Annotated in this window: 27 protein-coding genes; 25 read left to right on the forward strand and 2 right to left on the reverse strand. The window is 32.2% G+C overall.

Translation table 11 applies throughout. From position 1 onward, the window contains the following. The first annotated feature begins 6 nt into the window (after window positions 1-6). The 4 genes from DFQ10_RS10030 (at window position 7) to DFQ10_RS10045 (ending at window position 4023) form a co-directional block, all read left to right on the forward strand. A complete protein-coding gene (locus tag DFQ10_RS10030; RefSeq protein WP_115817493.1) occupies window positions 7-942 on the forward strand; it encodes a polysaccharide lyase family 7 protein in 936 nt (311 codons plus the stop codon). 167 nt (window positions 943-1109) lie between these two features. Continuing rightward, window positions 1110-1823 (forward strand): FadR/GntR family transcriptional regulator, encoded by a 714-nt coding sequence (locus DFQ10_RS10035; RefSeq protein ID WP_115817291.1) that lies wholly within the window; start codon window positions 1110-1112, stop codon window positions 1821-1823. A gap of 10 nt (window positions 1824-1833) precedes the next feature. Beyond that, window positions 1834-3228 (forward strand): MFS transporter, encoded by a 1395-nt coding sequence (locus tag DFQ10_RS10040; RefSeq protein WP_115817292.1) that lies wholly within the window; start codon window positions 1834-1836, stop codon window positions 3226-3228. Between the two features lie 30 nt (window positions 3229-3258). Next, window positions 3259-4023: an SDR family NAD(P)-dependent oxidoreductase gene (locus tag DFQ10_RS10045; protein WP_115817293.1), complete on the forward strand. Its 765-nt coding sequence runs from the start codon at window positions 3259-3261 to the stop codon at window positions 4021-4023. A gap of 63 nt (window positions 4024-4086) precedes the next feature. Here the strand turns inward: DFQ10_RS10045 and DFQ10_RS10050 are convergent, their stop codons facing one another. Continuing rightward, on the reverse strand, window positions 4087-5106 hold the full coding sequence (locus tag DFQ10_RS10050; RefSeq protein ID WP_115817294.1) for a LacI family DNA-binding transcriptional regulator: 1020 nt from the start codon (window positions 5104-5106) through the stop codon (window positions 4087-4089). A 147-nt stretch (window positions 5107-5253) separates the two neighbouring features. On the opposite strand from DFQ10_RS10050, the gene DFQ10_RS10055 reads away from it, so the two are divergent. The 5 genes from DFQ10_RS10055 to DFQ10_RS10075 all read left to right on the forward strand — a co-directional run bounded on the left by DFQ10_RS10055 (window position 5254) and on the right by DFQ10_RS10075 (window position 10045). Beyond that, on the forward strand, window positions 5254-6300 hold the full coding sequence (locus DFQ10_RS10055) for a sugar kinase (RefSeq protein WP_115817295.1): 1047 nt from the start codon (window positions 5254-5256) through the stop codon (window positions 6298-6300). A 3-nt stretch (window positions 6301-6303) separates the two neighbouring features. Then, a complete protein-coding gene (locus DFQ10_RS10060) occupies window positions 6304-6972 on the forward strand; it encodes a bifunctional 4-hydroxy-2-oxoglutarate aldolase/2-dehydro-3-deoxy-phosphogluconate aldolase (protein WP_115817296.1) in 669 nt (222 codons plus the stop codon). Between the two features lie 3 nt (window positions 6973-6975). Beyond that, window positions 6976-7491 carry a LacI family DNA-binding transcriptional regulator gene (locus tag DFQ10_RS10065; protein WP_115817297.1) on the forward strand — a complete coding sequence of 172 codons (516 nt, stop codon included), beginning with the start codon at window positions 6976-6978 and terminating at the stop codon, window positions 7489-7491. 446 nt (window positions 7492-7937) lie between these two features. Further along, complete coding sequence (locus DFQ10_RS10070; RefSeq protein ID WP_115817298.1) at window positions 7938-9059, forward strand: T9SS type A sorting domain-containing protein; 1122 nt, start codon at window positions 7938-7940, stop codon at window positions 9057-9059. 143 nt (window positions 9060-9202) lie between these two features. After that, the gene (locus DFQ10_RS10075; protein WP_245940681.1) at window positions 9203-10045 is read left to right on the forward strand and encodes a DMT family transporter; all 843 of its coding nucleotides are present in this window, start codon (window positions 9203-9205) and stop codon (window positions 10043-10045) included. Window positions 10046-10061: 16 nt separating this feature from the next. On the opposite strand, the gene DFQ10_RS10080 is transcribed toward DFQ10_RS10075, so the two are convergent. Beyond that, entirely contained in the window at window positions 10062-10955 is an 894-nt protein-coding gene (locus DFQ10_RS10080; protein ID WP_115817299.1) for an AraC family transcriptional regulator, read from the reverse strand. A 172-nt stretch (window positions 10956-11127) separates the two neighbouring features. Here DFQ10_RS10080 and DFQ10_RS10085 point away from each other — a divergent pair, with 172 nt between their 5' ends. From DFQ10_RS10085 to DFQ10_RS10160, 16 genes are all read left to right on the forward strand, one after another. After that, window positions 11128-11427 carry a putative quinol monooxygenase gene (locus tag DFQ10_RS10085; protein WP_115817300.1) on the forward strand — a complete coding sequence of 100 codons (300 nt, stop codon included), beginning with the start codon at window positions 11128-11130 and terminating at the stop codon, window positions 11425-11427. Between the two features lie 89 nt (window positions 11428-11516). After that, on the forward strand, window positions 11517-13007 hold the full coding sequence (locus DFQ10_RS10090) for a BCCT family transporter (RefSeq protein WP_115817301.1): 1491 nt from the start codon (window positions 11517-11519) through the stop codon (window positions 13005-13007). Between the two features lie 217 nt (window positions 13008-13224). After that, complete coding sequence (locus DFQ10_RS10095) at window positions 13225-13899, forward strand: NAD(P)H-dependent oxidoreductase (protein ID WP_115817302.1); 675 nt, start codon at window positions 13225-13227, stop codon at window positions 13897-13899. A 27-nt stretch (window positions 13900-13926) separates the two neighbouring features. Further along, a complete protein-coding gene (locus tag DFQ10_RS10100; protein ID WP_115817303.1) occupies window positions 13927-14934 on the forward strand; it encodes a zinc-binding alcohol dehydrogenase family protein in 1008 nt (335 codons plus the stop codon). A gap of 17 nt (window positions 14935-14951) precedes the next feature. Then, complete coding sequence (locus tag DFQ10_RS10105; RefSeq protein WP_115817304.1) at window positions 14952-15425, forward strand: cupin domain-containing protein; 474 nt, start codon at window positions 14952-14954, stop codon at window positions 15423-15425. 138 nt (window positions 15426-15563) lie between these two features. Then, window positions 15564-16670 carry a major royal jelly family protein gene (locus DFQ10_RS10110; protein ID WP_245940682.1) on the forward strand — a complete coding sequence of 369 codons (1107 nt, stop codon included), beginning with the start codon at window positions 15564-15566 and terminating at the stop codon, window positions 16668-16670. 173 nt (window positions 16671-16843) lie between these two features. Then, entirely contained in the window at window positions 16844-17797 is a 954-nt protein-coding gene (locus DFQ10_RS10115; protein ID WP_115817305.1) for a 2OG-Fe(II) oxygenase, read from the forward strand. Window positions 17798-17979: 182 nt separating this feature from the next. Next, a complete protein-coding gene (locus tag DFQ10_RS10120) occupies window positions 17980-18795 on the forward strand; it encodes an SDR family NAD(P)-dependent oxidoreductase (protein WP_245940683.1) in 816 nt (271 codons plus the stop codon). 166 nt (window positions 18796-18961) lie between these two features. Further along, window positions 18962-19582 (forward strand): MarC family protein, encoded by a 621-nt coding sequence (locus DFQ10_RS10125; RefSeq protein ID WP_115817307.1) that lies wholly within the window; start codon window positions 18962-18964, stop codon window positions 19580-19582. 63 nt (window positions 19583-19645) lie between these two features. Then, entirely contained in the window at window positions 19646-20242 is a 597-nt protein-coding gene (kefF, locus tag DFQ10_RS10130; RefSeq protein ID WP_115817308.1) for a glutathione-regulated potassium-efflux system oxidoreductase KefF, read from the forward strand. Between the two features lie 3 nt (window positions 20243-20245). Continuing rightward, window positions 20246-22138 (forward strand): monovalent cation:proton antiporter-2 (CPA2) family protein, encoded by a 1893-nt coding sequence (locus tag DFQ10_RS10135; RefSeq protein WP_115817309.1) that lies wholly within the window; start codon window positions 20246-20248, stop codon window positions 22136-22138. After that, on the forward strand, window positions 22138-23025 hold the full coding sequence (locus DFQ10_RS10140) for a helix-turn-helix domain-containing protein (protein ID WP_115817310.1): 888 nt from the start codon (window positions 22138-22140) through the stop codon (window positions 23023-23025). The genes DFQ10_RS10135 and DFQ10_RS10140 overlap by 1 nt, the downstream gene beginning before the upstream one ends. A gap of 83 nt (window positions 23026-23108) precedes the next feature. After that, a complete protein-coding gene (locus tag DFQ10_RS10145) occupies window positions 23109-23306 on the forward strand; it encodes a hypothetical protein (RefSeq protein WP_115817311.1) in 198 nt (65 codons plus the stop codon). A gap of 4 nt (window positions 23307-23310) precedes the next feature. Continuing rightward, window positions 23311-23691, forward strand: a complete 381-nt coding sequence (locus DFQ10_RS10150; RefSeq protein ID WP_115817312.1) for a nuclear transport factor 2 family protein — start codon at window positions 23311-23313, stop codon at window positions 23689-23691. Window positions 23692-23697: 6 nt separating this feature from the next. Next, window positions 23698-24327 carry a ferric reductase-like transmembrane domain-containing protein gene (locus tag DFQ10_RS10155; protein WP_115817313.1) on the forward strand — a complete coding sequence of 210 codons (630 nt, stop codon included), beginning with the start codon at window positions 23698-23700 and terminating at the stop codon, window positions 24325-24327. 98 nt (window positions 24328-24425) lie between these two features. Continuing rightward, window positions 24426-26036: a glutamate synthase-related protein gene (locus tag DFQ10_RS10160; protein ID WP_115817314.1), complete on the forward strand. Its 1611-nt coding sequence runs from the start codon at window positions 24426-24428 to the stop codon at window positions 26034-26036.

Raw genomic sequence — 26036 nt, forward strand, 5'->3', positions numbered from 1 at the left:
ATTGATATGAAAAATTTCCGAAAAAAAATATTAGTTTTTTTACTGATAGCATTTGTATCTGTTAACGTTACTTCTCAAAATACGGGAAGTAACGTTACAGAATCGGATAAAAAAATTGAAAATAAAAAGAGTAAAAAGAGCAAGAAGAAAAAAGGAAGAAAAAAGAAAGTAAAGCTTCCAAAAATTGATTTAAGTCATTGGAAAGTTACATTACCTGTTGCAAATGAAAAGGGTAAACCTTATGAAATAGATCCACCAGAAATTTTAAACTTTGCTAATATCGAAGTTGCTAAACCTTATATGTATATAGACTCTACTAAAGGAGCAATTGTATTTCATGCTATGCCAACAGACTCTAAGACCAAGAATACAAAATACACAAGGTCAGAGTTAAGAGAGCAAATGGTACCTGGTGATAATAATACCAATTGGACCTTTAAGCAAGGAGGTAAGATGAAAGGTAAAATAGCTATGGAGGAGGTCACTAAAGATTCAGATGGTAAATACCATCGTGTAATCATTATGCAAATTCATGGAAGATTAACCAATGACCAACGTGATTTAATAGGTGAAGATGATAATAATGCACCTCCTATGTTAAAAATCTATTGGGATAAAGGTAAGATAAGAGTTAAAACTAAAGTCTTAAAAAACTTAAACGCTTCTGATACTGAATTACTGCATGAAGATGCATGGGATAACGATGAAGGATTTAATTTTGAACAAGAAGTAGGTTTTAGAAAATTCACTTTAGAAGTTCAAGTTTCTGATGGAAAAATGCTAATTATTTTAAATAATAATGAGTATAAATCTTACGAAAGTATTCACATAAAGAAATGGGGAATATTTGAGAATTATTTTAAAGTAGGAAATTACTTTCAATCAAGAGATGAAGGTTCATTTGCTAAAGTGAATTTTTACGAATTGGAAGTAAGTCATTAATAATATATTTGAGTTAGTCGCTTATTGAATTCTACGGTTGTTTAGTGCTATGGGTAGAATTCTTTAAGCACTAATAAATAATAGTATTTGCTTTTATTAGTAATTGTTTAATATTTATATAACTTTATCAGGTTAAAACTGGATAACCAATTTATAAATTTAAAGATATGAAATTAGAAATTTTACCAAAGTCAGAAAGTCTTGATATACAGAAGACTATTATTTCTAAAATAGGAGATCTTATAAATTATAAAAATTTGGAGCCTGGTGATAAATTACCTTCAGAGAGAACATTGTCAGAAAAATTTGGTGTTACAAGAAGTAATGTTAGAGATGCAATTCAAAAATTAGAATTATATGGATTGTTATATTCTATACCACAAAGTGGAACTTTTGTAGCAAATATCGGAGTTACGGCGATGAACGGAATGATTGAAGACATTTTAAGACTTGAAGATCCAGATTTTAAAACCTTGGTTGAAACAAGAATCTTATTAGAACTTAAAACTGTAAGATTAGCAGCGCTAAGGAGGTCAGATGAAGATTTAGAAAAAATAAAATCAGCTTTAGATGCATATTCAAAAAAAGTTTTAAAAGGTGAAGATGCAGTGCAAGAAGATTTGTTATTTCATTTAGCAATAGCAAAAGCAAGTGGTAATAGTACAATGAATAATTTTATGTTATTAATTACACCAAAAATTATTACCAATTTTGAAAAGTATCATGTATGTGATAAAAGTTTAGCAAATCAAGGTATAGAAGAGCATATGGCAATCTATAATGCTATAAAAAATCAAAATTCAAAATTAGCAAAACAAAAAATGAAAGAACACTTTAATGTATTATATCAATATTGTTATAATATTAAAATGTCATCTTAATTGAATTTAAATGAAAAAAACAGGTAAAAAATTAAAAGGATTAAGATGGTGGGTAGTTGCACTAATAGCTATTGCCACGATTATTAATTATATTGATCGTACGTCATTAAGTGTCCTTTGGCCAGAAATTGCCAAAGATTTATATCCTGGACACACAGCTGATGAAACAAAAGAAATTTATGCTTTAATTTCAATTATTTTTGTTTTCTCTTATGCTTTTGGACAAGCAATATTTGGGAAAATTTTTGATTGGGTTGGTACGCGAATGGGATTTGTACTATCAATTGGAGTGTGGTCTATTGCTACAGCATTACATGCTTTTGCCAATGGCATTTTAAGTTTCGGAATATTCCGTGCAATTTTAGGGGTCTCTGAAGCAGGAAACTGGCCAGGTGCAACTAAAGGAAATGCAGAATGGTTTCCTACCAAAGAGCGTGCGCTCGCGCAAGGAATTTTTAACTCAGGAGCGGCTATTGGCGGAATTATTTCAATTCCATTAATCGCAACTTTATCAATATACTTTAGTTGGAAAGCTATATTTATATTTATTGGTTTAGCAGGTTTGCTTTGGTTAATACCTTGGTGGATTTTAGTAAAATCAGCACCAAAAGATCATCCTTGGATTACAGAAGAAGAACGTGAATATATTCTAACAGGTCAAAAAAATGAGGATTTTGATGGTGACGGTATAGAAGATCAGGAGTATAACCCAAATACGGGAGAGTTACTTGGGCATAAACAAAGTTGGGGTGTTATATTAGCTTCAGCAGCAATTGATCCAATTTGGTGGTTATTTGTTTTTTGGATACCAATTTATCTAAATGAAGTTTTTGCTATGGATGTAAAATCAATGGCTTTATATGGTTGGGTACCTTATGCAGGCGCAATGGTAGGTGCTTATTATGGTGGTATTTTAGCTCGAAATAAACTTAAAAAAGGCTGGAATGTTGACAAAACACGAAAAATGGTAATCACACTTGGTTGTTTAATTATGCTACCAGCATTATTGGCAATGGCAAATCCACTTGGTATTGAAACTGCTGTGATTAGTTTTTTGAATAGTATTGGTGCTGTTGACATGTCAATTACAGATATGCAAAACCCTGGTGCCACAACAGCTGTGATATTAATGGCTGTTATTTTATTTGGTTTCCAAGCAGCAATTGGAAATGTTCAGACTTTACCTAGTGACCTTTTTAGTGGTAAAACAGTAGGTTCTTTAGCTGGCTTTTCTGGTATGGCAGCTAAACTTACAGCTGCAGGATTAACTTATTTAGTACCATGGTTAACAAGCGGTGGAAATTATACACCTGCTTTTGTAATAGGAGCAACGCTATCTCTATTAACCTTAGCAAGCGTATGGATATTTATCCCTAAAGTGAAACCAGTGACAAGAAAAGAATAACATAATTTTATATATATTAAATTAATTAAGATGAGTAAAAATAAAGGAAAAGTAGCAGTAGTTACAGGCGCAACAGGTGGAATAGGATTTGCTGTAGCGGAAAGATTAGGTAAAGATGGATATACTGTAATTTTAAATGGTATTGAAGATGAAGCAGGAGCTGAAAGAGTAAAACAATTAACAGCAGAAGGAATAACAGCAGAGTATTACGGATTTGATGTTACTAAAGAAGACGAAGTAGCTTCAAACATTAAAAAAATTGGTGATAAATATGGTAGAATTGATGTACTAGTAAACAATGCTGGTGGATTAGGCGGAAGATCTCGATTTGAAGAAATGACAACTGATTTTTACAGATTTGTTATGGCACTTAATCTTGATTCTGTGTTTTTTGCATCAAGAGCTGCTATACCTTATTTGAAAAAAGGAGAACATCCTTCTATAATAAACTATACCTCAAATGCTGCATGGACAGCTGGTGGCCCTGGAGCAGGAATCTACGGAACATCTAAAGCTGGTGTTAATGCAATAACTAGAGCATTAGCAAAAGATTTAGCAGAATATGGAATTAGAGTAAATGCAGTATCTCCAGGTACTATTGATACACCATTCCATGCTCAAATTAAATCAACGAAACCAGAAGTTTTTGCTTCTTGGGCAAATAATATTATGTTAGGAAGATTAGGTCAGCCAGAAGATGTTGCAGGTGTTGTTTCTTTCTTAGCTAGTAAAGATGCATCATTCGTAACAGCAGAAACTATCCAAATTGGTGGTGGACAAGCTTTAGGTATCTAAAACTTAAGATAAAAGAATATTATATTAATTATGCGTTATTGTAGATATACAATAACGCATTTTTTATTTCGATGAATCTCTAATAATTAATTCAGCATTCAAGATTATTTTATTCAAGCTTTGTTTTAGTTCAGGTTCATCAACACGCTTAAGAAATGTTTCAGCAGCAAGACGTCCAATATCTTTGCTATGTTGTTTTATACTAGATATTGAAGGAGTAACTAAAGAAGTAAAAGGCTCATTACCAAAACCTATTAACCTTATATCTTCTGGTACATTAATATTATTTTCATTTAGAATTTGTAAAGCTCCCAAAGCGGCATAATCACTTGCTATATATACAGCATCAGGTCTATTTTTTAGTTGAAGTAGTCGTTGCATTTCACGTCTACCATCTTCAAGTGTTAAAGAGCTTTCAATAATTAGGCTGTCGTCTTTTGGTAGGTTATTTTCCTTTAAAGCATCAACATAACCTCTAATTCGGTTATTAAATATACGAGTTCTTCTGTAACCTCCAATATGGGCAATCCGTTTACAACCTTTTTCAACTAAATGTTCCACAATCATATGGCTACTGTCGTAATCATTGATGCCTACATAATCGACATTTAAGTCGTTTTCACCTCTATCAAAAAGTATGAGAGGGATTCCTTTGGACTTTATTTTTTCGTAATGAGACAAATCAACGGTTTCATTAGCCATGGAGGCAATAATGCCATCAACCTGAGTGAATAATAAAGTATCTATATTTTTACATTCCTTTTCAAAAGACTCATTAGATTGTGTGATAATGATATTATATCCAGCCTTATTGAGTACAACTTCCATGTTTTCTAAGACGGAAGAAAAGAAATTACTATTAGTTCTAGGGACAATAACTCCTACCAAATTACTTTTTCCTTTTCGTAAGGCACTCGCTAAATGATTAGGTTGGTAATCTAATTCTTTAGCAATTCGTTTAACAGCTTTCTTTGTTTTATCACTGATGCGCGAATCATCATGCATCGCTTTTGAAACAGCAGCAGGTGAGATGTTTAAAGCATTTGCAATGTCTTTTAGGGTAGTTCTTTTTTTATTCGCCAAGTTTTTATATATTTGCTTAATCGATTAAGCAAATATAATAGTTTTAACCAAAAGAATCAAAGCTAGACCGTTTTGATTTATTTTTAAAGCAATTGCTTAATCGATTAACCAAACAACAATTTATAACTAATTAAACTAATATTTAGAATGAAAAAAGTAGTCACTTTTGGAGAGATAATGCTAAGATTAGCACCTCAAGGTTTTTTAAGGTTTTCACAAGCTAATAATTTTGACGCTATTTATGGTGGTGGAGAGTCTAACGTTGCTGTTTCATTAGCAAACTATGGCGTACCTGTTGATTTTGTAACACGTTTACCAAAGAATGATATTGGAGAATGTGCTATGATGGAAATGCGTAAAAGAGGAGTAGGAGTTGATAAAATCATCTATGGTGGTGACCGTTTAGGAATTTATTTCTTAGAAACTGGTGCTGTTAGTAGAGGTAGTAAAGTAGTTTACGATAGAGCTCATTCTGCAATTTCTGAAATTGAACCAGGAATGGTAGATTGGAAAGCTGTTTTTAAAGATGTGGCTTGGTTCCATTGGACAGGTATTACACCTGCAATTTCTCAAGGTGCGGCAGATGCATGTTTAGAAGCTGTAAAAGTAGCTAGCGAAATGGGAGTGACAATTTCTACAGATTTAAATTATAGAGCAAAACTTTGGACATTCTGTGATGATGCACATAGAGAAAAAATAATGACAGAATTAACATCGTATTGTGATGTTGTTTTAGGAAATGAAGAAGATGCAGAAAAGCACTTTGGTATTCATCCTGAAGGTTTAGATGTTCATAAACATGGACACGATGTAAAAGCGGAAGCTTTCTTGTCTGTTTGTAAGCAAATGATGGAGAAATTTCCTAGAGCTAAAAAAGTAATTACAACTTTGAGAGGTTCTATTTCAGCATCTCATAATACTTGGGCTGGTGTTTTATATGATGGTAAAAAAATGTACGAAACACGTCAGTACCAAATCACAGATATCGTTGATCGCGTTGGTGGTGGTGATTCATTTATGGGTGGTTTAATTTATGGATTATTAAAATATCCTGAAGATGATCAAAATGCATTGGATTTTGCAGTTGCAGCTTCTTGTTTAAAACACACCATTAAAGGAGATGCTAACTTAGTAACAGTTTCAGAGGTAGAAAAATTAATGGGAGGTGATGCCTCAGGACGTGTAGCAAGATAAATTATGGCAAATTATACAAGAATAGAAGTCGCAAATGTTATGAAACAAACCGGAATGGTTCCATTGTTTTATAATTCAGATTTAGAAATTAGTAAAAAAGTAATCAAAGCTACTTATGATGGTGGTGCACGATTATTAGAATTTACAGCAAGAGGTGATTTTGCTCACGAAGTTTTTGGTGAGCTTAATAAATGGGTGCTTAAAGAATTACCTGGAATGATTATGGGTGTTGGTTCTGTTACAGATGCAGCATCAGCGTCTCGTTTTATGGCTTTAGGAGCAAATTTTATTGTAACTCCTGTCTTAAGAGAAGATATCGCAATAGTTTGTAATAGACGTAAAGTTGCTTGGTCTCCTGGATGTGGTTCTTTAACCGAAATCTGTAGAGCGGAAGAACTTGGATGTGAAGTTGTAAAATTATTTCCAGGTGGAATTTATGGTCCTGATTTTGTTAAGGCTATTCGTGGTCCTCAACCTTGGACAAGCATTATGCCAACGGGTGGAGTTTCTCCAACTAAGGAAAATCTTGAAGGTTGGTTTAAAGCCGGAGTAACTTGTGTTGGAATGGGCTCAAAATTAATAGCAAAAGGTGCAGATGGTAACTATGATTTAACAAAAATTGAATCGGATACCAGAAATGCATTAAGTATCATTAGCGCTCTAAAATCATAAGAATTGAAATCGTCAGCTGTAACTATAAAAGAACTTTCATTTTTATCAGGATATTCAATATCTACGGTATCTAAGGCTTTAAATAATAAGCATGAAATAAGTAAAGCTACACGCGATACAATTAAAACTATAGCAAAACAGCATAATTATGTTCCAAATAATTATGCTGTTTCACTTAGAATGCAAAAAACGGGTTCTATAGCTGTAATTGTACCCGAAATTACTGAAACATGTTATAGCCATTCGCTTAGTCATTTGCAAAAATCTGCAGAAAGCTTTGGGTATAGAATACTGTTTTATCAATCTTTTAATTCTAATACAAAAGAGTTAAATTGTATTAAGAGTCTTAGTGATGGCTCAATCGATGGTATAATCGTTGTTTCTTCAGAAATTAAAAATAAATCACATTATACGAGTAGTTCATTTCCTATTGAATTTATAAATATTGATAGTCATCAATCTATAGAAGAAATAAAACAACGCTCACATCTTAGTTTAGTAAATGTTTTGAAAGGGTAATACAATCATTAAAAAGAAGCAAGAAACATAGTCCTTACGCTTCTTTTTATGCCTAAAATGGATAAGGGATCAATTTCCTTCATACGATATTCAATAAATTCTACGATTACATTTTTTTAATCACTAGTTCTTGCAAGTCAATAATTCTTATTAGGCTTTTGTAAATTCTTTTTTTTATTCTAACAAGTGTGGCATCATATGACCATGTATGCATTAAATCAATATAACAGTTTAGTATAGGTGATCTATAAATGTTAATTTATTGTTGATAGTGATAAAATACCACTTGTTTTTGTTTGAAAATCACATTAAATTATTTCTTTTTTTGTCAAATTAATAACGAAAACGTTATCGTTTTGTTTTTTTTATTATATTTGGTAAACCAGATTGGTAAACCAATTTGATTTGTGTAACTAAATGAATAATAATTAATTAAAACTTCAATTATGAAAACAAAACTACTTTTTTTGTTCTTATGCTTATCGGCATTGGGATATTCTCAAACTTATGATAATTCCTCAGGGTATTACATAAACGAATTAATTGCTAGTATTTCTGGAACAGATGCGCCAGATGAATATATTGAGCTTAGAGGACCTGCTAGTACAGCTCTACCTGCTGGCACCTATTTTGTTACAATAGAAGGTGATGGTAATAGTGGTAATCTTGGAAAAGTTGATGAAGCTTTAGATTTAAGTGGCCTTACTTTTGGAGCAAATGGTTATCTTACTATTACATTTAGTGGAAGTTCTTATGAATCGCATTTTCAAGCGGATTCTAATAACTATACTGAAGTAGAAGTTATAGCATACGATGGTAATTTATTAGACTATAGTGCTACATATTTACTTATTAATTCCAGCACTGATCCAGATGGTGTAATTGTAGATACTGATCCAGATGGTGAGTTTGATGCCACTGGAGATCATACGTCATGGATTATATATGATTCAGTAAGTTCATTAGATGATGATGACTCTGCTGAGTATGGCTATGGCCAAATGAATGTAACTACTAATTATACAACTACACCTAATATTTTTAATATTCCTAGTGGTAGTTCTGTAATGAGTTGTGATAATACTCCTGGAGGTGGTTCTACGTCTAATGTATATTATATTGCTAGGCAAGGAGAATCAACAGGGTATGATGCAAACTCAGATTGGATGGCAGGACAAACTAATTCTGGATCAACAAGACCATTTTGGGAGTTTTCTGGTACAGTAGAAAAAAATGTTCCGGATGCTCTTAGTAGTTATATTTTAGAGGCATCAACTTTTGGAGGTTTGAATTATAATCCTACTGATGATGCTTTATCGACTGATGATTTCTTAACTTCAAATTTTAGAATATATCCAAATCCAGCGAAGACTATTATCACTATAGAATCTTTAGATAATACTCAGATTGATTCAATAGAATTATTCTCTGTTCTTGGTAGAAATGTTTTAACAACAAAAATATTAATTAACGATGCTGTGGATGTTTCAGAACTAACATCTGGTATTTATTTACTTAAAGTAAATTCCGGAAATAATTCAGTGACTAAACGTGTTGTGATAGATTAATACTTACTTTGATTAATAGCAAAAAATAGCAACTTAAATTTTAAGTTGCTATTTTATTTTAAAGTAAATCTAATGTTAAAATTAGTATGAATTTATATGTAAATTGCCACTTTGTATTTAACATACACTTTTAAAAAAACAAGATGCTGAAAAGAGCAATACAATACATGGTAATTAGTGCTTTGGCCTTTACCCTTCTTAATGTGTTTGTAAAATCATTGAACAGTTTTAATGTCTATCAAATTGTATTTTTTAGATCGTTAGGTTCATTATTTTTTACCCTTCCTTTTTTACTTAAAAATAAGATATCTCTATTAGGAAATAAAAGAGGATTGTTAGTAATGCGTAGTGTTTTTGGGCTTATTTCTATGACCTTATTCTTTTTGTCTCTAAAATATATAGCAATGGGAACTGCCGTGTCTATAAGATATATTGCGCCCATTTTTGCAGCATTTTTTGCTTTACTATTTCTTAAAGAGAAGGTGAAACCCATACAATGGTTGTTTTTTGGTATTGCATTTTTAGGTGTCTTAATATTGAAAGGATTCGATGCGAAATTACAGTTTGATGAAGGCATCATATTCGCATTAATATCTGCGTTATTTGCTGGCTTAGTATATATTACAATTAGAAAAATAGGTAATGAAGATCACCCTGTAGTTGTAGTCAACTATTTTATGATTATCTCAACCGTAATTGGTGGGCTTTTAGCTATAAATGGTTGGGTAAACCCTATCGGCAAAGAATGGTTAGTACTTATGAGTTTGGGAGTGTTTGGGTATTTTGCACAATTATATATGACTAAAGCTATGCAGGTAGGTGAGACCAATGTAATAGCGCCTTTTAAGTACTTGGAAGTTATTTTTACTATAATTATTGGCTTAATTTGGTTTAAAGAAGTTTATACACTTTGGAGTTTAATTGGAATATTACTAATAATATTGGGTTTAACACTTAATATTACCATAAAAAAAGTAAAAAAATAACTCGTCATTTCTATATTTAAGCATTCAGACTAGGAGCACAAGTCCCTCTTTTTAGCATCATATACTCACCATTATTTTTAAATTCACGAATAGAAGTGCCAGCATAGCGTTTAAAAGTTTTAGATAAATGACTAACATCAGTAAATCCAAGTTCGTCTGCAATTTGAGTTAATGTAAAATCGGAATTTAATAAACGAATTTCTACTAATTTCAATTTTGCTTTAATAATGTATTCACGCAAAGACATGTGGACTTGTTTTTTGAAATACTCACTAACATATGTTGAGGACATCATGAAAACATCTGCTAAATTTTCAACTTTTAGTAATTCTGTTTTATCTATGTTTTCATTAATATAAGTGAGCATTTTGGTAATTCTTTCATCATTATTATTCGGAATCTCAAAATAATTACTCTTTTTTATATTTCTAATAAGTATTTCTAAAACACTCGTCATAAGACTTGTAACGAGATTTATGGACGATTCTCCATAACTTCTAGATTCTTGTAAAATCATCTCTATTAAACTTGCTAAATGAGTTCTGTCGATGTCATTTTTAATAATGTCACCTGGTAATTGGTTGTAGTTAGATAAGATGTAAGAGGCTTCTTTAAACCATTCGTTTCTATCAATAGTAATTCTGTTTACATTTTTAAAAAATGAATCCGTAAACTTTAGAAACACAAATTTGGTAGATTTTTCTATCTTAAATGAATGACATTTTAATGGAGGTAGTAAAAAGATGCTGCCTTTGTTGTAACGGACATCATTATAGTTAATGCATTGTGTGCCTTCTCCATCTTTTATTAAGACCAATTCAAAAAAGTTATTTTTAACAGGCCGTTGTTTCCAATCGGTTAATTCTATTTCTTGTATTTCAAAAGGTTTAAAAGCTTCAATTACTTGCATTATTGTATGATTTAATAAAAATTAAGTGTAAAACTATATAAAAAAGTGATATAAATCCTAAAAAGCGCATCTAAAACCTTTAAATGTACATTATTATCCATTTATCTTACATTAAAGCCCTTAGATATGGGAATATCTTTGCATAGATATTAAATACATTAATACTAATTATATGAAAAAATCATTTTTAACGATTGTAGCAAGAATCACTGTAAAAGAAGAACATACAGAATTTGTAAAATCAGAATTATTGAAATTATTAGATGTAACTAGAGCAGAAGAAGGTAATATTAGTTATGATCTTCAACAAGATAATGAGAATCCAAATTTCTTTTTATTTTATGAAAAATGGGTAAATCGCGAGTTGTGGCAAAAGCATATGAATAATAAATATTTAGCGCATTATTTAAAAGTAACAGAAGATAAAGTTGAAAAGTTTATTTTAAATGAAATGACAGAAATCGTAAACTAGATATTAAAATAGAGTCTATCAACTCAAATTATTAGGGATTAGGTTTTTAAAACCTAATCCCTATTTTTGTCTAAATCAAAATACCTTTAATGTTAAAACACATTAAGAAATATTCCATTTTATCTATTTCTGTAGGCATAATATTCACTTGTAGTTTAATTGTGTTTTTTGCAACAGAAGCAAGTTATAGCGTTATTGAAAATGCTTCTTTATGGGTTAGGAATTATTTTGGTTATTTCTATTTATACTTAGGGTTTGGTTGTGTTTTGGCTTTATTACTCATCGCTTTTTCTAAATATGGCAAAATAAAACTAGGCAAATCATCCTCTAAACCGGAATATTCACTTTGGTCTTGGATAGCCATGTTGTATAGCGCAGGCATGGGTTCTGGTATATTATTAAGAGCAGTGCAAGAGCCTGTTTTTATGCAACAACACCCTCCTTACGCATCGGCATTGTCACCAAATATTTTAGCCTTAGAGTTTACCTTTTATCAATGGGGATTAACAGCTTGGGCATTTTATGGTCTTTTTGCAATGGTTGTTGGCTATGCGCTACACGTTAAAAAGAAGAAAGTCAGAATTAGTGCTACCATTGACGATCATATAAAAAGTGACTATTTAAAAAAAGGAGTCGATGTTATAACTATTATAACCACTGTTTTTGGACTAATTGCTGCTATAGGTTTAGGAACAACCCAAATTAGTGGAGGCCTTAATCACATTTCAGATTCAGATCTTGGACTAGCAACAACCATTGGGCTTTGTGTTTTTATTTCTACCGTAGCGTGTTATTCTGCATGGCAAGGTGTAAATAAAGGCATTAAAATATTTTCGAAGCTAAATATCATAGTCACCTTAGCTATTTTGATGTTTGTTTTTACAACAAGTGATATGGGAGCTATACTTTTATCATTTGCTAAAACAACCTTCTATTATATTATAGATTTTGCACCCATGAGTTTAGCAATAGGATCTTATAATCCAGGGTTAGAATTTTTAACCGATTGGACCTTTTATTATTGGGCGTTTTGGTTGGCTTGGGCGCCTTTTACAGGCATATTTATTGCACGCATATCTAAAGGTCGCACCATAAGACAATTATTATTAGGGGTTTTAATCATTCCTTCTTTAGGAACCTTTTTTTGGTTCTCTGTTTTTGGTACTTCTGCATTTCTTTTAATAGAAGAATGGGGAGTTTACAGTAACCAATTTAGTAACGTATTTGCTTCCATATTTATATTCTTTGAGCACTATCCATATGCTACCGTTTTAAATATAACATCCATCTTTTTACTCATAAGCTTTTTAATAACTTCTGTAGATTCGGCTGTATTTGTATTGAGTATGTTTACAGATAAAGGCTCTAAAAACCCAAGTAAAACACACCGTGTTATTTGGTCCGTTTTCATTTTATTAGCAACAATAGCTTTAATTCTTTTAGGTAATTCTAAAGCAAATATCAATGTTTTAGAAGCTGTTCAGCGGTTGTTAATTATTACCTCGTTACCATTTTCTTTTTTCATTATCATCATGTTAAGCTATTTTATTAAGGATCTTAGGAAGATTAAAAAGAAATAATTCACAATAGATTGGTATCATTAAAGGGTTTCTTCTTCCAAATTGGTATAAATCGGAGTGCTTAAGGGCTTTTTTTGACTCAAATTAAGAGAATTTTAAGGTTTAAAAGCAAATAAACCTTTATTTATACCTAATTCACCTTTTTTTATACTTCAATTTACCTGTATACTGGTTTTATCTTTGTCTCAAATTAAAACTAATCATTAAAACATATAAAATGAACACACCAAACTTTGCAAAAGAAGATATATTAAACGCTTTCAATTTTAGACATGCAACAAAGGAATTTGATGCCACTAAAAAGGTTTCAGATGAGGATATGAAATTCATACTAGAAACAGCACATTTATCACCAAGTTCATTTGGTTTCGAGCCTTGGCATTTTATTGTTGTTCAGGACAAAGAATTACGTGAGTTATTAAAACCTGTTGCTTGGGGAGCACCTTTAAAATTGGATACTGCTAGTCATTTTGTATTAGGTTTAAGTATGAAAGCACCTATGGTTAAACATGATTCAGAATATATTATGCACATGATGAAGGATGTAAAACAATTACCACAAGAGGTTATTGATATGTATTCTACATTTTATAGAGAGTTTCAAGAACGTGATTTCGATTTAGATACAGACAAAAAGTTATTCGATTGGTCGTCTAAACAAACCTATATTGCTTTAGGAAACATGATGACCGCTGCAGCATTAACAGGTATTGATTCTTGTCCGATTGAAGGTTTTCATCAAGAAAAAGCAGAAGCATTATTAAAAGAGAAATTTGGAGTCGACACAGATAAATACGGTTTATCATTTATGACGGCTTTTGGTTATAGAAAAGCAGATCCAGAGTTCGGAAAATCAAGACGAAACTTTGAAGATATCGTAACATTTATGTAAACAATTCCTTCTAAAAAACACAAAAACATGAAAGCCATAGGATATAAAGAGAATCTTCCAATAGAAGATACTAACTCACTACAAGACATAGAATTAAACACACCAAAAGCAACAGGTAGAGATCTATTAATAGACATAAAAGCAATTTCTGTAAACCCTGCAGATTACAAAGTACGTGCAGGAATGCCAGTAGAAGGTGACGATTGGAAAGTTATTGGATGGGATGCTACCGGAATTGTAAAAGAAGTTGGTGATAAAGTATCACTATTTAAAGTTGGAGACGAAGTTTGGTATGCAGGTGATTTTACCCGTCAAGGAAGTTATGCACAATACCAAGTTGTAGATGAACGTATTGTTGGTAAAAAACCTTCAGGTTTATCTTTTCCTGAAGCTGCTGCGTTACCATTAACATCGCTTACTGCTTACGAACTATTGTTTGATAGATTACAAGTTGCAAAAGAGGATGCTAGCAAATCCATTTTAGTTATTGGTGCTGCTGGAGGTGTTGGTTCTATATTGGTGCAATTAGCTAAAAAGCTAACAAAACTGAATATTATAGGAACTGCTTCTCGTGAAGAAACTACTGCTTGGTTGAAAGATTTAGGTGCAGATTCAGTTATAAACCACAGAAATAAATTAAGTGAAGAGTTCGAGAAATACAATCTTCCTGCACCAGATTATATTGTGAGTTTAAATGCAACCGAACAGCATGCAGATGAGATTGTTAAAGTAATAAAACCACAAGGAAGATTTGGTTTTATTGACGATCCAAAAACGTTTAACGTGATGCCTTTTAAAGCAAAAGCAGTGTCTACGCATATTGAGTTTATGTTCACACGATCTATGTTTCAAACCGAAGATATGATAGAACAGCACAATATTTTAAACGAAGTAGCCACTTTAATAGACAACGGAACCATTAAAACAACCTTAGGTGAAAACTTCGGAATTATCAATGCAGAAAACCTTCGTAAAGCACATGCTTTCTTAGAAACAGGAAAAGCAAAAGGAAAAATAGTTTTAGAAGGATTTTAGTAAATAAAATAATAAAAATGAATTTCAAATCAATTATAGCAGCATTCGCCATAACAACTTTGTTTGTTAGCCATACAGCAAATGCGCAAGTAACAACTAAAGATTCCATAGCAACTTCAAAAGTGCAACATTTCAATTTTGACAACATGGAATCTGAAACGATTGGAGAAGGGATCCAACGTAAATGGTTTCATGGTGAAAAAGGACAAATGACCATTTTTAATTTAGAAAAAGATGCACATATTCCTTGGCATCACCATCCAAACGAACAGATTACATACATTATGTCTGGAAAAGTAAAAATTAAAACTATTATTGATGGTAAAGAAATGTTTGTAGAAGTTGGAGCAGGAGAAGTGATTGTGTTTCCAGAAAATGTACCACATGAATTTTGGGCTTTAGAAGACACCGTAGATTTAGACGTACATGTTCCAGTTCGTCAAGATTGGTTATCTAAAGAACTTCCAGAGTATTTAAAAAAGAGCAACTAAAACTTTAAAATAACGTCATTTCGAGTGAATTTTGAGGTACGAGAAATTAGTATCGAGAAGTTTGGCTAACAAAAAAGTTCTAGATACAAAATTCTGAATAATAATTTCACTAGAACTGACGTCATAATTATATTCAAGATGAAAAATATTAGTTTCTTATTAATTTTAATCACGTCAGTTATGTCCATAAAAGCACAAAGCACAATAGGTGAAACAGAAGTTTTTACAACTACAGAGCAGGCTGTTGGTAACATTACATTTACTGATACTGGCGATTTAGTTTACAGTCATCATCCTTTTTTCTCACCAGAAAATAGAGTCATGATTATGGATGCTAAAACAAAAGTAAGCAAACCGTTTCCTAATAAAGCGTGGAATACACCACGAACTACAGACGATAATTATCTAAGTAATGTTTTAGGGATTAGAAACGATGAAAACGGAATTGTTTGGATGTTAGATATGGCGCAACGCGATAATGTAACACCTAAAATAGTGGGTTGGAACACAAAAACTAATCAGTTAGAACGTATTTATTATTTACCTAAATCGTCCGTACCAAAACACGCGCAACCAAATGATATGGTTGTTGATACTAAAAACGGTTATTTTATAATTGCAGATGAAGGTATTGGGAATGGAGGAGATGGTACAAATGCTGCATTTATTATTGTAGACATGAAAACGGGTAAAACACGTCGTTTATTAGAAGGTACACGCACAACATTACCAGAAAACACACCAACAGTAATTAACGGAAAACATTTAGCGGTTAACGGTAAAGATTTGTTGGTAGGAAATGATGGAATTACTGCCGATGCTAATTTTGAATATATTTATTATGGTCCGTTAAACGGCACTAAAATTTACAGAATTAAAACGTTAGATTTAGTAAATGAAGCATTAAGAGAAGAAGCATTAGATCGTAAAATCGAAACCTATTCCGAAAAACCAAACAATGGCGGAATGAGTATTGATACAGCAGGCAATATTTATTTAACCGCTCTAGAAACCAATAGTGTAGCTGTAGTTTTATCAAAAGATAAAAGCGTAAAAACCATGGTGAAAGATGCTAATATGGTTTGGCCAGATGGTGTAAGCTACAATCATGTAGATGGTTATATGTATGTGTCTGCTGCCCAAGTAAACAAAGGTGCTGCGTTTAATGATGGTATAGATTTATCTACAAAACCATTTTACATTTTCAGGTTTAAACCTATTACAACAGGTGTTTCTTTTAGATAATTTAAGAATTGATTAATAGTTGAATCCCTTTTATTATTATTATTATTATTATTAATTAAGAAGAAAAGCCACTTAAACAGTGGCTTTTCTATTGATTTTAACTTAAAATCAAGAATGCATACAAAGCCAAAATATTCTATAGTAGTAGTTTTTGGTAAAAAAAAATAGAAACAATGACAAATAAAAATATATTAGCACAAGCTCGTGAACTTGCTTTACCTTCTCGCGAAGCCTCGTTAAATCGTGAAGCTTCAGTTTCACACTTTTGGAATAGTAACCGAGATTTACTCGAAGAGGCATGGACGGAATGGGAAATTGAAAACAAAGACAATTTACTAATCCCTGACGAAACGCTACTAGATCCAAGCTTGCAAAAGGCGATTAAAGATGCTTGGGAAAACCCAGAAAAAGAAAATGTTGTTGCTGATTTATGGGAAGAAATTAGTCCAGGTGTTTATGTTGCTCAGTTTTTTAACCCAGAACGCTTAGCAGATTTTCGTAAATATTTAGAAGCTGTAGTAAATTCACAAATTCCTAAAAGAGCACCATACGGAATACAATTGAATCGTTATGGAATTATGCTTGATCCACGCTCAGAAGGCTATCTTGCAGCACCGAATTTTCAGGCATTTTATAATGATATTATGGACCGTTATATGCGTCCGATTGCACGTTTGTTATTGGGGACTTATGGTTATGACAACCAAACATTTGGTTTTTCAATTCAGTATAATCCAAATAAAGACAAGGATTTAAATGGTCACACGGATGCTTCTGCTGCGACTTTGAATATCAACATTAACTTACCCGATGAAGCATTTACAGGTTCGCAAGTTGATTTTTACGATAAAACCACGGGGAAAACAGTACAAACGACGTTTGAATCAGGGCAAGCAATAATTCACAGAGGTGATGTAGCGCATGCAACGCACCCAATTATCAGTGGACAACGTAGTAATTTGGTTGTGTGGTTATACGGAGACCGTATGCAAATTCCAAGAGGTGGAGCTAGTAGCTACGGTAGTGTCGATAACTCAGAGTCTAAAGTTGTTACATCTGAAAGTATTAGTGCTCGTGAGCGTTGGACTGTGCCAAAGAGTCCCAAAGACACCTTTGCACCTTTTTAAAAAGACTAAAAATCATTTATCTTTCTTTAGGTAATGATTATATGCAAAAATAGCTACTGGGCTATTTATTATAATTTTATAATAAGATAAAAAAAAACAAGAAAATGTCACCGTGAGCAAAGCCGAAAGGTTTTATAGTTCGCATCTGAACTCAAGGTGATATTTTAATAAAAAAACAAAAAATGATGAGTAAAACAATAATAATCACAGGAAGTACAGACGGCATTGGAAAGTTAACTGCTTTTAGTTTAGCCGAAAAAGGACATACGGTTTATGTACATGGAAGAAATGCAGTAAAGGTAGACGCGGTTGTTTCAGAAATAAAAACAACAACAAACAATCAGAACATTTATGGTTTGGTTGCCGATTTTTCAGATTTGGAGGCCGTTTCAAAACTAGCAGTACAAATTAAAAAAGACATTCCTAAAATTGATATACTAATCAATAATGCAGGAATTTTTAAAACGAAAGACGTTCAGAATAAAAACGGATTAGACATTCGTATGGTGGTGAATTACTTAGCACCTTATGTTATGACAAATGCCATATTAGAAAATATAAAGCAATCCGAAGTACCAAGAATTATCAATTTAAGTTCTGCAGCACAAGCACCAGTTTCTGAAGCCGTTTTAATAGGGAAGGAGCAAGATTCAGAAAATAGCACATACGCACAAAGTAAGTTGGCATTAACCATGTGGAGTTTTAATCTAGCAAAACAAGAACCAAAAATTACGGTTATTGCTGTAAATCCAGGTTCGTTATTAAACACTAAAATGGCTAATGAAGCCTATGGTCAACATTGGTCACCAGCAGGAAAAGGCGTTGATATTTTACTTGATTTAGCATTGTCTGATGACTATAAAAATGATTCAGGTAAGTATTTTGACAACGATAAAGGGGATCCAAAAGGTTATTTTGCACCAGCGCATCCAGATGCTTATGATGTTTCAAAAATCACTAATTTGTTAGATGTAACCAGTAAGTTATTAGGGTGTTAGACTTTGTTGCTTGAAATTTTTAATAAGTTTCTTCAAATTTTGTACCTTTTAAAGCGTCATAAAAAAGCACCATTTTTTAGTCTAAAAAGTATTTAATAAAAACAAAATTACTTTAAAGATAAAGAATTAGTTTTGCGTTTTTTTTTAAATTAAAATTTTCCACTAAATGGATAACTTAATTACATTTTCAATTACAGTATTTACTGCTTTTTTTGCTATAACTAATCCTATATCAAATATGACTGTTTTTGTGTCCTTAACGCAAGGCGCAGATGTAAAAACAAAACACGATATAAATAAGCGGTCAAATCTTATAGCATTTGTAATTGTGGCTGTTTTTGTACTTCTTGGTAAATATATTTTCGAATTATTTAATATCAGTATTCCTGCATTTAAGATTACAGGTGGTATTTTAATCTTTTTTATAGGGTTTGATATGCTTCAATCTAAGCAATCCAATGTAAAATCTTTAGATAATGTGCATATTGATGAAAACATAGCAGTTTCACCATTAGCGATACCAATATTAGCTGGACCAGGTACTATTGTTACCGCAATGAATTTTGTGTCTAATGCTGAAACAATTCATATCATTTTAGTCATTCTTATATTTGGTTCAATGAGTTTGTTGACCTATTTTACATTTAGATTAAGTGATTTAATTGTTAAAATAGTGGGTCATAATGTTATTTCTGTAATCGGAAAAATTATGGGACTTATCATTGCTATTATCGGTACAGGTATGATTATACAAGGAATTAAAATTTCTTTTAATTTAATCACTTAATTCATAATTGCTTAAAATAATAAGCGCTCTAATTACTTATGTATTTATTGCTAATTTAGTCATATGAAAAAAATCCTCGTTCTGTTTTCGCATCCTAAATTTGAAAAATCTAGAGTAAATCAGGCATTAATTAATCATATTACAGGTAAAGAAAAGGTTACGATTCATGACTTGTACGAGGAATATCCCGATTTTCATATTGATGTAGTTAGAGAAAAGGAATTATTAAGCCAACATGATATTATCATTTGGCATCACCCTTTTTATTGGTATAGTTGTCCACCTTTAATGAAACAATGGATGGATATGGTGTTAGAGTTTAATTGGGCTTACGGTCCAGAAGGTAATGCATTACAAAATAAAACATGCTTAAATGTTATTACTACAGGAGGTTCTAGAGAAGTCTATTGCTCAGAAGGTTATAACAGCTTTACTATTAGACAATTTTTAAGGCCTTTTGAACAAACGGCAATTTTGTGTGGTATGACTTATTTTCCACCTTTTGCTGTTATGGGAACGCATACATTATCTGATGAAGACTTAAACGATTATAAAAAAAACTATGGAAAACTAATTGACTTATTACAAGCTGATTTATCTATTAATGATTTTGATAACAAATCGTTTTTAAACGATATTCCTCAACTTAAAGCAACATAAACTATGACTGGTAGTATACTTTTTGAAGCCATAGTATTTTTAGCAGGAGCCATAATTTGTGTTTCTATAGCAAAACGTTTAGGCTTAAGTTCTGTTATTGGTTATTTATTGGCAGGTGTGCTAATTGGGCCTTATGTCCTCGGATTTATAGGAGAAGAAGGACAAGATATTTTACACTTTGCCGAATTTGGTGTGGTGGTTATGCTGTTTTTAATTGGACTAGAAATTGAGCCAAAAAACTTCTGGAACATGCGAAAAACCATTGTAGGCATGGGAGGTATACAAGTAGGAGGAACCATGCTACTCTCATATATTCTATTCGCTGCATTAGGTTTCGACTGGAAAGTGGCTTTAGTGATTTCGATGGCTGTGGCACTATCATCTACCGCAATTGCATTGCAAACCATAAAGGAAAAAGGATTGATGAATACCACATTTGGTGCGTCTTCGTTTTCCATCTTATTGTTTCAAGATATCATTGTTATTTTTATGCTGGGTTTTATTCCGTTATTAGCTAATTCAGAACATAAAACATCCACGAAAAATCACAGTGAGCATGCTAACTTATTAGAAAATCTTCCAGTAGGTCTTCAAACTTTAGCTATAATTTTATCAGTGGTGTTAATCATTGTAGCTGGTCGTTATTTAATTGTACCAATGTTACGTAAAGTGGCTAAAACAGGTGTGCGTGAGTTGTTAATCGCAGCTGCTTTGTTAATCGTTTTTGGTATTTCATTCTTAATGGAATATGTTGGTATTAGTCCTGCGTTAGGTGCCTTTTTAGGAGGTGTTGTACTTTCTAATAGTGAATTTAAACATGAACTAGAAAGTACCTTAGAGCCTTTTAAAAATCTGCTTTTAGGTTTGTTCTTTATGGCTGTTGGTGCTTCAATTAACTTTATTGTTATCGCTAAAAGTCCATTGACTATTGGTGGTATTTTGTTAGCCATTATTGTTTTAAAAGCAGTGGTGTTATTCATAACTGGTCATATTTTTAAACTAAAACTAGACCAAAAATTATTGCTAACCTTTAGTTTAGCTCAAATAGGAGAATTCGCTTTTGTACTGCTGTCTTTTGCTTTCGGATTGAATATTTTAGAGCAAGAACAAATGGATATGATGCTCGTAATTACAGCATTGTCAATGTCGATAACACCAATTATTAGCATGATTAACGAGCGTTTAATACTGCCTAAAATTGGTACCAAAGAATCCATAAAACGACCAATGGACCACATTGCTAAATCGCAAAAAATAATACTCGTTGGTTTTGGTCATTTTGGAAGTACAATTGGACGTTTTTTACGCTCTCATGGTGTTGAAGCTACTATTTTAGACCACGATTCCAACCGTGTAGATTTCCTTAGAAAAATGGGGTTTGAAGTGTATTATGGAGATGCCACACGACTAGATTTATTAGAATCAGCCGGAATTGCGGAAGCCAAAATTATTATTTGTGCAACTAATAAACTCAGTGTTTCAAAAGCGATAAGTAAAATAGTGAAGGAGAAATATCCGCATGTAGAATTCATGATTCGGACTAAAAATAGATATGATGCTTACGAATTATTAAATTTAGGGCATCAAAACATATATAGAGAATCTTTAGAAACGTCCTTAACTTTAGCTAAAGATGTGTTGAGCAAAATGGGCTTCAGAAAATACACGCTAACCAGACAGGTTCAGAACTTTATTAAGTATGATGAAGATAGTTTAAGACGATTAGCATCAGAGCCTAAACGAGAAGATGACTATATTTTTAAAGCTAAAAAAGAATTAGAGCAACAAGAGAAATTCTTAAATGAAGATTTTAAACGTGGTGTTGTAGACTATGATAATCATTGGGATAGCGAACATATTAGAAAAGCTTTAGAAAATCCAAACACCAAAAAATAATGGCAAAAGATATTCCACATATTGAATTTGATTCTAAAAAACCAGATAATAGTGGAATAGAAATTTTAACTATTGAAAATCTTGCTGAACGTAAAGATGAAACAGGTCATAATCCTGAAAAAGCACATCAAGTTACATTTAATATGATTGTATTTTACACTGCTGGTGAGAGTAAACATTTGGTAGATTTTGTTTGGCATCCAGTTAAAAAAAATACGCTAATTCATATTTCTAAAGGTCAAATTAACGCCTTTCAGTTTACACCAGAACTAAAAGGATATATCATATTATTTACGGAAGCGTATTTAAAAAAGCAAATTAGCACGTTGCCAAAAAATGAAATTGATAGGTTGTTTAACGCGCAGTTATTTTCGCCAATTATTCAAGTTCCTGTAGATTCTAATGTGGAGACGTATATTCGGTTATTTGATGAAGAATATTCTAATTCTCAAGAAAATTATAATCAAGATAATACGTATAGTGCGTTGCATACCATTATCTTTTCTAAGTTAGAACGCTTAAAGCAGTACCAAACCTTTCACCTTAAACGTTCAGATAAATTAAACACATTTTTAAGCTTTAAAACATTACTTGAAGTTCACTTTAGTAAAAGTAGAAATGCAGATTTTTATGCTGAAAAATTAAACATTACTTACAAACATCTCAATACCATTTGTAAAGAGACTGTTGCAATTACTGCCAAACAATTTATTGACCAGTTTTTAATATTAGAAGCCAAACGGTTACTTATTAATTCGGAATTAAAAAGTACAGAATTAGCTTATTCTTTAGGTTTTGAAGAACCAACTAACTTTGTAAAATACTTTAAGAAACATACCGGATTTACCCCAAATCAATTCAAAAAGACCATACAATTAGATTTTTAGGTTCGATATATACCATTTTTATACTCAAATTTATCTTTAGTTAAGTTTTGTGCTGCTTTAATTTTGTTGAAAACAAACAAAATATGTCAGATATAAAAATATGCCCAACTTGTGGAGCAAAAGCCAAATACAAAGTTAAAGACGATAAAGAAACTTTTAGCGCAGTTCAAGATGAAGATGCTTTTAAAAAAGTAGGTCAACTTAAAAAAGCAATGCAAAAGTTTAAAGAAAAAGCCGAAGCTTTAGAAAAAGAATTAGAAGAATTAAAGTCTAAAACGTAACAGTATGAATACAGAACTGAATAAAAAAAATGCCATTGCGTTTTACAAAATGGCTTATGAAGGCAACCCAACTAAAGCCGTAGAATTATATGTTGGTGAAACATATATACAACACAACCCAATGGTTGCTGATGGTTCACAGGCTTTTATAGATTATTTTGACAGAATGCAAAAGGAGTTCCCTGTAAAATCTATTGATTTTGTAAGAAGCGTTGCAGAAGGTGATTTAGTAGCATTGCATACGCATCAAGTTTGGCCAGATAATGATGAATATATTACTATGGATTTTTTTAGATGTGATGAAAACGGAAAAATTGTAGAGCATTGGGATAGTATTCAGCAAATACCAAAAACGTCTAATAATAACAATACCATGTATAAATAAGACACTATGAATTTTCTAAAAAAGAATTTCGGTTGGATAATTGTTGCCATTTTAGCTAGTTTACCTTTATTGGTCATTTTTAAAATGATAAACGTTGATTTCTCTAATGGCTTGTCAGTTTCCTTTGCAGAGAATGCAGTGGGAAATGGCAAAACAACAGTAGAGATGTTATATCATGTTTCTGGAGAATTTGCCATAAGATGGATGACAGCTGTACTAACATGTACACCTGTTTTTATTATTTTTGGAATTAACAACCTCTTTGTGCGGCAAGCTATGGGAATTGCAACGGCAATATGGAGTTTAATTCATTTCGCTATTTTTACTGCAGCTGAAGGTTTTTTGGAAACATTTTCACAAGTTAATTATGTTCTAGGTTTTATTGCTATATTAATATTAATTCCGTTGCTTTTTACGTCTAATAGAAAATCTATGAAACGACTAAAAAAGAATTGGAAAAAACTACAAAGCTTTGCATATGTTGCTGTTTTATTAAGCCTAATTCATGTTGCCATTTTAGATAAAACTTGGATGATTTATGCTGTAATTGTTGGTTTAGGTTTCATTATAAGAATTCCGGTTGTAAAAAATAAATTCGTTATTTTTAGAAAAAACAAAAAAATTGCAAATTCTTAGTCAAGTTGGTCAGTCTTAACTTTTATATTTTGTGCTTCTGTAATTTTTTTAAAATTGGTTCGACCTAAAGAGAATCAAAAACCAAAAAAAGCTCAAAAATGAAACAACCAACCAAAGTTTTTAAAGTAAGTCAATTAAAAAATAAAGAGCCTGAACACGCTTTGGTCAATGGTTTAGATTTAGTCATTGTAAAGTTCGATGACGATATTTCTGTACTTTATGGAAGGTGTTTGCATCGAGGCGCTTTAATGTCTGATGGACATGTTGATGGACACAACCTAATTTGTGGTGTTCATGGATGGGATTATCGTGTAGATTCTGGTGTTTCTGAATACAATAACAAAGAAGTACTTCATAAATTTTCAACAAAAATTGAAGGTGATGATTTATATGTAGATGCGTTTGAAATCGATGCTTACTTAGTTAATTATCCACAACCCTTTAATCGCGACGCCTACTTAGGTGCTTATGCAGATACACATCCCGAAGAGACAGAACCTTATACTGGTTATATTAAAGAATTAGCCCAAAACGGACTTAAAAACCTTGGCCATCATGGTTTTTCTGCTTCCATGGGAGTGGATAGAAATACATTACCTAAATGGGATAGTATACAGTTTTTACCAGCACAATTAGCAACTCGTCCATTATTAGATGAAGAGTCTGTGGCAACTAAAGTAGTTATTGGTCCAAATGCTAAAAAACCATTAGAATTAGATATTCCTTTATTTGTTAGTGACATGAGTTTTGGTGCTCTATCTAGAGAAGCTAAAATCTCATTATCTAAAGGTGCAGAACTTGCAGGAACAGGTATTTGTTCTGGTGAAGGCGGCATGCTTCCTGAGGAACAAGCTAATAATTCGAGATATTTTTATGAATTGGCATCCGCTCAATTTGGGTTTTCTTGGGATAAGTTAGATAATGTTCAAGCCTTTCATTTTAAAGGTGGTCAAGGTGCAAAAACAGGCACAGGAGGACATTTACCAGGTAGTAAAGTAAGTAAAGAAATTGCTGAAGTAAGAGGATTAAAAGAAGGAGAAACGGCTATCTCACCAGCAACGTTTCCTAATTTTCATGGTGTAGATGATTTTAAAAAATTCGCGAAACAAGTTCGTGAGAGAACTGGTGGAATTCCTATTGGATTCAAAATAGCAGCAAGTCATATTGAAAAAGATATCCAATTTGCACTCGATGTTGGTGTGGATTACATCATACTCGATGGTCGTGGTGGCGGAACAGGTTCTGCACCAACCATTTTAAGAGACCATATAAATGTGCCAACAATTCCGGCATTAGCTAGAGCGCGTAAATATTTAGATAAAGTTGGAGCCAACCATGTTACTCTAGTAATTACTGGTGGATTAAGGGTTGCAGAAGATTTTGCAAAAGCATTAATGCTTGGTGCAGATGCCATTGCAGTTTCAAACTCTGCTTTACAAGCTATTGGTTGCTTAGGCATGCGCGCTTGTGGAAGTAACAATTGTCCTGTGGGAATTGCAACTCAAAAAGAATCTTTACGTAGTCGATTAATTATAGACTCTTCAGCAAAACAATTACATAACTTTTTTGATGCTACAAATGATTTAATTAAAGTCGTAGCAAGAGCTTGTGGTTATGATGATGTCAATAAATTTAATCACGATGATTTATCCACTTTTGATGTTGATATTCATAAACTTACAGGAATTAATTACGCAGGAATAAACTAA

The sequence above is a fragment of the Winogradskyella eximia genome, from assembly GCF_003386165.1.
In the GTDB taxonomy this organism is placed as follows: Bacteria; Bacteroidota; Bacteroidia; order Flavobacteriales; family Flavobacteriaceae; genus Winogradskyella; species Winogradskyella eximia.

Bases quoted from the DNA above. Each gene is read 5' to 3' on its own strand.
- DFQ10_RS10140 (WP_115817310.1), top strand. From the start codon at position 22,138: ATGGCAAAAGATATTCCACATATTGAATTTGATTCTAAAAAACCAGAT.
- DFQ10_RS10060 (WP_115817296.1), top strand. From the start codon at position 6,304: ATGGCAAATTATACAAGAATAGAAGTCGCAAATGTTATGAAACAAACC.
- DFQ10_RS10100 (WP_115817303.1), top strand. From the start codon at position 13,927: ATGAAAGCCATAGGATATAAAGAGAATCTTCCAATAGAAGATACTAAC.
- kefF (WP_115817308.1), top strand. From the start codon at position 19,646: ATGAAAAAAATCCTCGTTCTGTTTTCGCATCCTAAATTTGAAAAATCT.
- DFQ10_RS10120 (WP_245940683.1), top strand. From the start codon at position 17,980: ATGATGAGTAAAACAATAATAATCACAGGAAGTACAGACGGCATTGGA.
- DFQ10_RS10030 (WP_115817493.1), top strand. From the start codon at position 7: ATGAAAAATTTCCGAAAAAAAATATTAGTTTTTTTACTGATAGCATTT.
- DFQ10_RS10040 (WP_115817292.1), top strand. From the start codon at position 1,834: ATGAAAAAAACAGGTAAAAAATTAAAAGGATTAAGATGGTGGGTAGTT.
- DFQ10_RS10090 (WP_115817301.1), top strand. From the start codon at position 11,517: ATGTTAAAACACATTAAGAAATATTCCATTTTATCTATTTCTGTAGGC.
- DFQ10_RS10135 (WP_115817309.1), top strand. From the start codon at position 20,246: ATGACTGGTAGTATACTTTTTGAAGCCATAGTATTTTTAGCAGGAGCC.
- DFQ10_RS10070 (WP_115817298.1), top strand. From the start codon at position 7,938: ATGAAAACAAAACTACTTTTTTTGTTCTTATGCTTATCGGCATTGGGA.
- DFQ10_RS10105 (WP_115817304.1), top strand. From the start codon at position 14,952: ATGAATTTCAAATCAATTATAGCAGCATTCGCCATAACAACTTTGTTT.
- DFQ10_RS10045 (WP_115817293.1), top strand. From the start codon at position 3,259: ATGAGTAAAAATAAAGGAAAAGTAGCAGTAGTTACAGGCGCAACAGGT.
- DFQ10_RS10150 (WP_115817312.1), top strand. From the start codon at position 23,311: ATGAATACAGAACTGAATAAAAAAAATGCCATTGCGTTTTACAAAATG.
- DFQ10_RS10095 (WP_115817302.1), top strand. From the start codon at position 13,225: ATGAACACACCAAACTTTGCAAAAGAAGATATATTAAACGCTTTCAAT.
- DFQ10_RS10145 (WP_115817311.1), top strand. From the start codon at position 23,109: ATGTCAGATATAAAAATATGCCCAACTTGTGGAGCAAAAGCCAAATAC.
- DFQ10_RS10115 (WP_115817305.1), top strand. From the start codon at position 16,844: ATGACAAATAAAAATATATTAGCACAAGCTCGTGAACTTGCTTTACCT.
- DFQ10_RS10160 (WP_115817314.1), top strand. From the start codon at position 24,426: ATGAAACAACCAACCAAAGTTTTTAAAGTAAGTCAATTAAAAAATAAA.
- DFQ10_RS10125 (WP_115817307.1), top strand. From the start codon at position 18,962: ATGGATAACTTAATTACATTTTCAATTACAGTATTTACTGCTTTTTTT.
- DFQ10_RS10155 (WP_115817313.1), top strand. From the start codon at position 23,698: ATGAATTTTCTAAAAAAGAATTTCGGTTGGATAATTGTTGCCATTTTA.
- DFQ10_RS10080 (WP_115817299.1), bottom strand. From the start codon at position 10,955: ATGCAAGTAATTGAAGCTTTTAAACCTTTTGAAATACAAGAAATAGAA.
- DFQ10_RS10110 (WP_245940682.1), top strand. From the start codon at position 15,564: ATGAAAAATATTAGTTTCTTATTAATTTTAATCACGTCAGTTATGTCC.
- DFQ10_RS10085 (WP_115817300.1), top strand. From the start codon at position 11,128: ATGAAAAAATCATTTTTAACGATTGTAGCAAGAATCACTGTAAAAGAA.
- DFQ10_RS10035 (WP_115817291.1), top strand. From the start codon at position 1,110: ATGAAATTAGAAATTTTACCAAAGTCAGAAAGTCTTGATATACAGAAG.
- DFQ10_RS10075 (WP_245940681.1), top strand. From the start codon at position 9,203: ATGCTGAAAAGAGCAATACAATACATGGTAATTAGTGCTTTGGCCTTT.
- DFQ10_RS10055 (WP_115817295.1), top strand. From the start codon at position 5,254: ATGAAAAAAGTAGTCACTTTTGGAGAGATAATGCTAAGATTAGCACCT.